General features: G+C 75.2%; 7 protein-coding genes. 2 read left to right on the forward strand and 5 right to left on the reverse strand.

Features of this window, described 5'->3' with window-relative positions:
- Nucleotides 1–65: 65 nt before the first annotated feature.
- Nucleotides 66–938: a helix-turn-helix domain-containing protein gene (locus tag ACWCYY_RS24435; RefSeq protein WP_449797257.1), complete on the reverse strand. Its 873-nt coding sequence runs from the start codon at nt 936–938 to the stop codon at nt 66–68.
- 194 nt (nt 939–1,132) lie between these two features.
- On the opposite strand from ACWCYY_RS24435, the gene ACWCYY_RS24440 reads away from it, so the two are divergent.
- Complete coding sequence (locus ACWCYY_RS24440; protein WP_345280495.1) at nt 1,133–1,678, forward strand: hypothetical protein; 546 nt, start codon at nt 1,133–1,135, stop codon at nt 1,676–1,678.
- Between the two features lie 231 nt (nt 1,679–1,909).
- Here ACWCYY_RS24440 and ACWCYY_RS24445 read toward each other — a convergent pair whose 3' ends face one another.
- The 4 genes from ACWCYY_RS24445 to ACWCYY_RS24460 all read right to left on the reverse strand — a co-directional run bounded on the left by ACWCYY_RS24445 (nt 1,910) and on the right by ACWCYY_RS24460 (nt 5,556).
- Nucleotides 1,910–2,410 carry a hypothetical protein gene (locus ACWCYY_RS24445; RefSeq protein WP_449797258.1) on the reverse strand — a complete coding sequence of 167 codons (501 nt, stop codon included), beginning with the start codon at nt 2,408–2,410 and terminating at the stop codon, nt 1,910–1,912.
- A 166-nt stretch (nt 2,411–2,576) separates the two neighbouring features.
- Entirely contained in the window at nt 2,577–3,572 is a 996-nt protein-coding gene (locus ACWCYY_RS24450; RefSeq protein ID WP_449797259.1) for a lytic transglycosylase domain-containing protein, read from the reverse strand.
- Between the two features lie 85 nt (nt 3,573–3,657).
- On the reverse strand, nt 3,658–3,996 hold the full coding sequence (locus ACWCYY_RS24455; protein ID WP_345280503.1) for a UBP-type zinc finger domain-containing protein: 339 nt from the start codon (nt 3,994–3,996) through the stop codon (nt 3,658–3,660).
- Nucleotides 3,997–4,296: 300 nt separating this feature from the next.
- Nucleotides 4,297–5,556, reverse strand: a complete 1,260-nt coding sequence (locus tag ACWCYY_RS24460; RefSeq protein WP_345280505.1) for an alpha/beta hydrolase family protein — start codon at nt 5,554–5,556, stop codon at nt 4,297–4,299.
- A 263-nt stretch (nt 5,557–5,819) separates the two neighbouring features.
- On the opposite strand from ACWCYY_RS24460, the gene ACWCYY_RS24465 reads away from it, so the two are divergent.
- Nucleotides 5,820–6,877: sensor histidine kinase (locus tag ACWCYY_RS24465; protein WP_449797260.1), on the forward strand; the 1,058-nt coding region annotated here is incomplete at its 3' end.

Here is a 6,877-nt window from a genome sequence, read left to right on the forward strand (position 1 = left end):
TCCCGTCGTGCTCACCCGGGCGGGCGGGCCGGGAACCACGGTAGGAATCCGCCGACCGCGACGGATCACCCGCGGACGGACACCGCGGGTAGCTCTCCCGGGGGATGCGCGCGCGGTGCCGCGAGTGCCAGTTCCCGGCGCACGATCGAGGGCACCCGTCCGATGTGGCGTTTGACCGTCCGGGTGAGGTGGGCGTGGTCGGAGAACCCCAACTCGGCGGCGAGGGCGCCGAGGTCGTCGACGCCCCGGGCGAGCAGGTCGAGGGCGCGGCGGAGTCGTAACTCGTTGCGGTAGACGGTGACGGGTCGTCCGGTGACGCGGCGGAACACCCGGCTGAGGTGGCCCGGGGACGTGGCCAGCGCCCGCGCCAGGTCGTCGAGGCCCGCGGTGGGCCTTACGGTGAGGAACTCCTGAGCGTCCATCACCAACGAGCGGTGGTGCGCCCAGGAGGCCGGCCGAGACCGGTCGGGTCGGCAGGTCCGGCCCGGCAGGGTCTCCAGCAGCAGGAGGAGGCCCTCCGCCACCGCGAACGCGTCCGCGCCCCGGGCGGCATCGGCGACCAGCCTGCGATGCCGGTAGTCGAAGGCGGTGTCCGGCCGCAGCACCCAGCCCTGAGCGGGGGAGACCGAGCCCAGGTACTCGTCGTACGCCTGCGGCGTCAGCCGGGTGACGGTGGTCTCGACCTCCCCCGCTCCGGCGAACCGCTCCTCGGTGCCCCGGCGGCTGACATAGCCGGTCGTCGCGTCCAGGTACTCCTCCAGGCCTGCCGCGGCACGCCGCCGGTGTCCGCTCCGGTAGAGGCACACGGCGTCGGTCTCCTCGACACCGACCGGCGACCACCGACCGGCCGGCCACCCCCAAGGCTGCCGCACGTCCCACATGGCGATGCCGTCCACCTCGGCGACCAGGACGCGACGGACCGCCGGGCTCAGCTCCACTGCGCCGGGACGAGCGCTCGGCGTCGCCGCACCGCCAGGGACCCCGGGCCGAAGCCGAACCGGGCATGAATGTTCAAGCCGTCGTGGTGTGCCCGCTCGGATGATTGCGGAGCCGGCAGACGCCGGCCCGACGGGATCCCGGGCGGTCGGAATCGGCACAACTCTCGTTCTCCTCTGGGGAAAGGAACAGATCGATGGCACTCAGGACAGTGGCCGGCGCGGTCGTCGCCACGGCCTTCGCGATCGGAACGGCCGTCGTGGTCGCGCCGCCGGCGGCGGCTTCGACCACCCACTGCACCGGCTTCTCCACCCGCACGCTCCAGTCGGGCGAGCTCAGCCCCAACACCTCGCCCTACGTCCCGACGACGGTGACCGGCGGGAGCCCCGCGTGCCGCCTCGACTACGGCGACGGCGTCACGAAGAACGTCAGCGGGAGCAACAACAACTGGGGCGTGGTGGGTCTGCAGCGCACTCTCAACCACTGCTACCAGGAGCACTTCGCGGACTACTCCAACCTCCAGGCGGCGTACGGGTTCTCGCCGCTGCTGGAGGACGGGAAGTTCGGCGCCAACACCAGGAACGCGCTGACCAGGGTGCAGTCCTACATCCACGACTACCTCGGCACGACGTCGGTGCCCAAGGACGGCGTGTACGACGACTCGACCCGGGTCGACCTGCTGTTCTGGAACGGCGGCACGGTGAACGGCGAGCACTGGCTGTCGTGCGACTTCCTCGCCTGACGGCTGCGGCATGAACCTGGGCACCTCTCGGACGATGGGCAGTGGTGAGCGGCGCGCCAATCAGAGCATCTGCTGTGAACCGCGTCAACAGTGAACTCGTCCGTGAGGTGCGTCATGTGCATCAACCGTGGGTGTGCTGACGCCCTTCCTGGAGAAACGGCCGCGCCCCGTCACCCGCGGAAGGATCCGCGGGTGACGGGGCGCGGTGGAGCCGGCGCCGGGCCGGGGGTGTCAGGCGCGCCAGGGGGCGGTGGGCGTCTGGCCGCTGCACGGCCAGACGCAGGCCACGTCGCCGGGCATGTAGAGGCCGCGGTCGTCCTCGTAGTTGTCGCCGCCGGAGAAGTAGACCTCCGGGACCCAGCCCCACTTGCCGTTGTCGGCGAGGGTGCTGGCCCACCAGTTGTTCACCGCACCGCCGAGGTTGACGGTGGTGCCCTGCTTCTCGAACACGAACCAGTTCGAGGAGCCGCCGTAGACCAGGTAGCCGACGACGCCGCTGTTCAGGTCACGGGTCGCGTAGACCGGGACGTTGCCGCGCCACAGCGGGCAGTAGGTGACGGTCTCGGTGGAGGTGTGGCCGTTGTAGGGGTTGGTGAGGTTGCGCTGGGTCGGGCTGTGGCAGGGGCTGCCGTCGTAGGCGGCGGCGCCGGGCGCGGAGACCAGGACGGCGGCCAGGGCGGCCAGGCCGGTGACGGCGGCCGTGAGGCCCTTGCGGATGCGGGTCGTGGACACGGGTGTGGTTCCCCCTCGATCGTGGTTCGGCGGCACCGGACGGACCCGGTGCCGGGCACCACACAACCGCATCGCGGGCCGTGTTTCCGCCGGTCAGCGGCCCATCGAACAATCATCGGACAATCCCCGGACAATCCCTTCGACCCTGCTCGCGGACCGCGACCGGTCAGTGCGCGAACGGGGCGCACGCCCGTGGGTACGAGCTCGCGCCCGCCGCGTACGGCAGGCACGCGCCCCGCTCCGGCGCGTACGCCAGCAGGTGGCCCCGGACCACGTCGGTGTACGGGCGCAGCCGCTCGGGCACCCCGTTGCTCTGCTGCACCACCCAGCTCGCGGTCCGGTACGCGGCCGCCAGGTTCATCACCGGATCGCCCGGGACCCCCTCCAGCTGCGGCGCGAGCGTGCAGAGCATCCGCCCCAGCGCCATGATCGACGTCCGCTCGTCGAACGGCGGCACCGGCACCCGGCGCTGCTGGTCCTCCGGCAGGTAGTAGCGCAGCACCCGGGGCGTCCAACGGGCGATGCCGTACTCGTCGTTGGCCGGGTCGTGCAGGTGCGGATCGAAACCGCTCTCGGTCTTGAGGATCGCCGCGACCAGGGCCGGCGTGACCTGTGGCGCGGCGCAGAGCGTCCCGGCCCGCACGATCAGCCCCCGGTAGCGCTCGGGCACGTCGGTGCCCAGCCGCAGCCAGCGGCGGTGGTCGGTGGTGTCGGAGTCGGGCGACTGCGAGGCGGCGCAGGTCAGGAGCAACACCGCGGCCGCGCCCAGCGCCCCGAGACGGCGCAGCAATGTGGAGATCCGGCGTCCGGTGCGGTCCCCGTCTCCGTCTCCGCACTCGGTTTCGGTCGGGGTCGGTTCGGCCGGGGTCACGGCTGACGCCCCGTCGGGTTCGTCCGCCGCCGCCGTCGCCAGGGCGAGCCGCCGCCGTTCCCACGCCTCGACGTCACCGCCGCAGGCGCCGACGTACGCGGCCAGCACCGCGCTGCTCGGCGCCTTCCGCCCGGCTGCGGCGGCGGCCAGGGTCGAGGCCGCGTAGTGGGTGAGCCGGGCCAGCTCCTGGTAGGAGGGCGAGCCGGCGGCGCGGCGCAGTTCCCTCAGGTCGACGGCGAACCGGGACAGCGGCCCCCCGCCCGGATCCAACGGGGCCTCTCGGCGTCCCATGTCGTACGTCCCCCTAGAACGATCACCGCTTGAACGGGGACCGATTGTCGGATGAACGTCAACGAATTGTCCATTTGACCGGCCGTCAGGCCGGGCGGAGGAAGAGCTCGTCGGTGTAGCACCACGCCCACTGCTCGCCGGGCTCGACGGACCGGGCGATGTGGTGACCGTGCTCGGCGTGCGCGTGCCGGAAGGCGTGCCGGCCGGGGGAGCTGTCGCAGCAGCCGATGTGCCCGCAGTGCAGGCAGGCGCGGAGGTGGACCCAGGTGGTGCCGTTCCGCAGGCAGTCCTCGCAGGCCGGGGCGGTGTCCGCCGGCACCTCGGCCGGGGCCGCCGGGGCCGCCAGGTCGTCCAGGTGGTCGCAGGTCCGCTGGACGACCAGGCCGGGGTCCGGCGCCACGCGCCACCGCTGTTCCGTGCTCATGCCGGCCACGCTACCTCCACGGGGTCGACCGGGGCGTGGCGTAGAGGGCCTCTCCGGCCCGGCCGCCGGCCTGGCGGCCCGCTCGATGCGGGCCAGGTCGGAAACCGCAACCAGCGGCAGTCCGCACCGGCCTGGGCGGCGCGTGATGGTGCGTCAGCCATGGGCCGCGATGGTGCCCGGCTCGGCCGCCCGGGCGGCCCGGTACTCGCGGACGTCGCGACGACGGCAGGGGCGGTGTCCACCTGGTGCCGGCGGCGGTCGTCGCCGTGGTGGCCGAGCCGTGCCGGCGGGTGGGTCGGTTCAGCTCAGCACTTCCAGCTCCGGCCAGTTGTCGCCGGGCCGGTCGAGGAAGCCGGTGGGCCGCCCCGTCAGGTACCGCGCGAAGAAGGCGGTGACGGCGGTGCGCTGGGCGGCCAGGGAGCGCCACGGGTCGATGGTGCCGATGAGTCCGGCGGCGTCCGGGACCGGGAGGCGGCGGACGAGCTGGGGAAGGAGGACCTGGAGGTCGGTGTACGAGCCGTGGGCGGCGTCGCGCAGCCGCAGGGCGTGCCGGGGGCCGGTGGAGGCCGCCCAGCAGGAGGCCCAGCTCGGTTCGGTGCGCAGGGACTTCGTGCCGGAGGCCATCAGCAGGAAGGGCTTGGTGAGCCCACTGTCGGCGACGGGTGCGAGGAGGTTGCCGTCGAGGTCGGCCGCCGCGCGGACGCGGGGGTCGTCGTGGGCGAGCTGGGCGGCGACGGAGCCGCCGAGGGACTGCCCGAGCACGCCGGTCCTGGCGGGGTCGGCGGCTTCGGCGAGCCCGTCCGGGAGCGGGTGGGTGCCGGTGCCGGCGCGGTCCGGGCGGGCCAGCCGGTCGAGCACGCCGAGGACGAAGCGGGCGTCGGCCAGGCGGGCCCGGGAGTGCCCGGCGAGGAGGGCGGCGATCACCTCCGGAGTGAGGTCGTCGGGGAGCGGGAGGGCGCGTTCGACCCGGCCGCCGGGGAACTCGACCTGCTCGGCCTCGTACGTGGAGTCGAGGGCGACGACGAGGTGGCCGTGGCTCGCCAGCTCCTCGACCAGGGTGGTGCCGAGAGCGCGCGAGCCGCCGTCGCCGGAGGAGAACAGCACCACGGGCAACCGGCCGGCGCGGCGGGCGACCGGGGCGCCCGTGCGGGCGTGGGTCCTGATCCCCCGCCAGTCGGCGGCGCCGACGGGGACACCGAGGGCCGGTGCGGAGTGCGCGTCCCAGTCGGCCGCCGCGGCCGGGGCGAGCCAGGGGGCCGTCGGATGCCCGGCACCGGGTCGGGCCGGGTACCAGAGGCCGGCCATGAGTTCCCGGTAGGGCTTGGAGGGGACGAAGGGATCGGGGCGGCTGTCGTCGACCAGGTGCAGCGCGACGGTGCCCACGGGCCAGGGCCCGGTGGGCGCGGGCAGACGCAGAGGGACGGGGGTGCCGGGGGCCGGCTCGGAGCCGGGTCCCCTGCCGGGGGCGGCGGGGCGGCTTCCCGCGGCGGGGGCGGCGGCCACGGTGGCGAGCGCTGCGGCGCCGAGCGTGCCGAGCAGGGCACGGCGGGTGGGGGACATGGGCGAGCTCCTCGGGCGGTGCTGATACGGGGTCACCACCAGGGTTGCGCCGGCCGGGGGAGCGGGGCGCCGTGACGGGGGACGATTCCGCGGGTGCGCTCGGGGCGCCCCGGGGCTCCTCCGCTCCTGCGCGCGGAGGAGGCCCGGGTGTTCCGGGGTGTCCCCCGGTCTCCGCCGGTGGGCGGAGGCCTCGGCGTGCGCGGGGCCCTACGGTGGGGCTCCGGCGAGGAACGCCGGACGACGGGGACGCGAGGACGGACACGATGGCCGAGACCGGCGCGGTACGGACGGGCCTGCCGGGCACCCTCGCCCGGCTGCCGGGGCGGGTGCCGCCCGTGGTGGCGGACGCCGGGCTCGCGGCGGCCCTGTTCCTGGTGACGCTCGGGCCGGGGCGGGTGGCGGGCGGTACGGGCTTCGCGTTGCAGACCGCTCTGGTGCTGCCGCTGGTGTGGCGCAGGCGGGCACCCCGGGCCGCGTTCGGGGCGATCGCAGCCGCGGCGCTCGCGCAGTGGCTGATGGGTGTTCAGCTCCCGGCCGACGCGGCGTTGCTGGTCGCCCTCGGGACGGTGACCGCGCGGGCGCCGTCCCGCTCGGCCTGGGCCGCAGGCGTGGTGGCGGTGGCCGGGGCGGTGCTGGCGGCGGCGCGCTGGGCGCCCGAGGGTCGCGTCCTCGCCTCGGCCGCCGCGATGACGGCGGCGGTTGCCGCGAGTGCGTTGCTCGGGGCCAACGCCCGGATCCGGCGGGCCGCGCGGGCCGAGCGGCTGGCGCAGCTGGAACGCGACCGCGACGAGCGGGAGCACTGGGCGGTGGAGGAGGAACGTGCCAGGATCGCGCGGGAGTTGCACGACAGCGTGACGCACGGCCTGTCGGTGGTGGTGGCGCTGGCCGACGCGCTCGGGCACGCGCGGCCCGCCGAAACCCACGCTGTGACGGCCCGGATCGCGGAGACCGGGCGGCAGGCGCTCACCGACATCCGGCGGGCACTGGACCTGCTCCAGGACGCCGCCCCCGGCGCGGGGCGCGGGGACGACCGGCGGTCGCCACCGGGGATCGGGCAGCTCGCGGCCCTGTGCGAACGCACCGGCGCGGCAGGCCTGGTGGCCCGGTTGCGGGTGGACGGCGACGCCGCCGCGGTGCCGGCCACGGCGCAGCTGACGGTGCACCGGATCGTCCAGGAGTCGCTGGCGAACACACTGCGCCACGCGCCGCAGGGGACCCGCGCCGAGGTGCGGGTGAGCTGCGCGCCGGGCCCTCGGGCCACCACGCGGCCGCCCACTCCGCGTCCCCCGCGTCGACCTCCGCACCGAGCCGGCGCTCCCCG

Source organism: Kitasatospora sp. NPDC001664 (assembly GCF_053596675.1).